Raw genomic sequence first — 1,506 nt, forward strand, 5'->3', positions numbered from 1 at the left:
GTGGTGAGGTCCCAGACGACTGCTTTGCGGCGGGTGTACATGGCGACGGAGTCGAAGCCGTTTTCTTTGCCGAAGCCGCTTTGTTTCATGCCGCCGAAGGGGACGGTGGGGTGGAAGGAGCGGTAGGTGTTGATCCATACCGTTCCTGCGATGAGTTCTTTGGCCAGGTGCTGGATGGTGCGTGCGTCGTTGCCCCAGATTTGGGCGCTGAGGCCGAATTCGGAGGCGTTGGCGCGGGCGATGACTTCATCGGTGTCGGTGTAGGACAGCACGCTGGCCATTGGTCCGAAGGCCTCGTTGCGCGCTGCGGGGTTGTCGTCGGTGACCTCGGCCAGGACGGTGGGCTGGTAGAACGCGCCGTTGGCGAGGTCTCCGTCCTCTGCCGGGGCCCCGCCGGCGAGGGCGACTGCGCCGGCGCTGATCGCGCTCTTGACCAGGGTGTCAACGCGGGTGCGGTGCTGGCGGGTGATGAGCGATCCCATCTGCGAGGATTCCTTGGTGGGAAGCCCGACCCGGACCGTTTTCGCCTTTTTCCCGAGCCGTTCGGTGACCTCGGCGTACGTCGAATCCGGCACGAAGATCCGGGACCCGGTCACGCAGCTTTGGCCGCTCTTGGCGAAGTTTGAATGCAGCAGCGACGGGATCGCGATGTCCAGGTCGGCGTCCGGGAGCAGGATCGCCGGGCTCTTGCCACCGAGTTCCAGGAACGTCGGCACGATGTTGGTTGCCGATTGGTGGATGATGGCCCGGCCCGAGCCCGGTCCGCCGGTGAAGGCGATCATTCCGATGTCCGGGTGCTCGGTGAGCAGGGGCCCGACCTTGTCCCCGCGGCCGGTGACCACGTTGACGACACCGGCGGGAAGGCCTGCCTCCAGGGCGAGTTCGACCATGCGGTAGTTCAGCAGCGGGGCGACCTCGGGTGCCTTGATCACGATGCAGTTCCCGGCAACCAGGGCCGGGCCTGCTTTGAGCGCGACGAAGTTCGCGTTGCCGTTATACGGGCTGACGCCTGCCACGACCCCGAAAGGCTCATCGAGGCCGTAGGAGAGCCGGTCGGGCAGCTGCGCGAACGTGCGGCCCTCGATCTTGTCCGCGAGACCGGCGTAGTAGCGAAGCACCCGGGCGCTGTTGTCGATATCGGCCATCGCCTCACGGCGCAGATGACCCACATCGGCGACCTCAATATCGGCCAGTTCCTCACGGTGCGCGGTGATCGCATCCGCCCAGGCCGTGAGCATCCTCGCCCTCACCTCCGGCGCGGTGCCCCGCCACACCTTCTCATACGCCGACTTCGCGCCCGCGACCACAGCATCAATATCAGCCGGGCCGGCCTCAACCAGGGAACCAATGACCTGCCCCGTTGCAGGGTTCAGGATCTCCATTTCAAACCCACCGGAAGGCACCACCACCCCGGCCGAGGCAATCACCCCTATCCGGTACCCTCCCCCGCCCACACGCACATCAAACTCCTCCGACACCTTCGTACTCATACTCAACAAACTCCTT

At 65.3% G+C, this 1,506-nt stretch carries 1 protein-coding gene; it reads right to left on the reverse strand.

Annotation, left to right across the window (positions count from 1 at the left end; all coding sequences use genetic code 11):
* Positions 1-1,490 (reverse strand): aldehyde dehydrogenase family protein (locus ACFTSA_RS24440; protein ID WP_377954689.1); only part of this gene is annotated, 1,490 nt, incomplete at its 3' end.
* Positions 1,491-1,506: the final 16 nt, after the last annotated feature.

Origin of the sequence: Arthrobacter sp. NPDC057013, assembly GCF_042674585.1 — a bacterium.
Classification (GTDB): domain Bacteria; phylum Actinomycetota; class Actinomycetes; order Actinomycetales; family Micrococcaceae; genus Arthrobacter.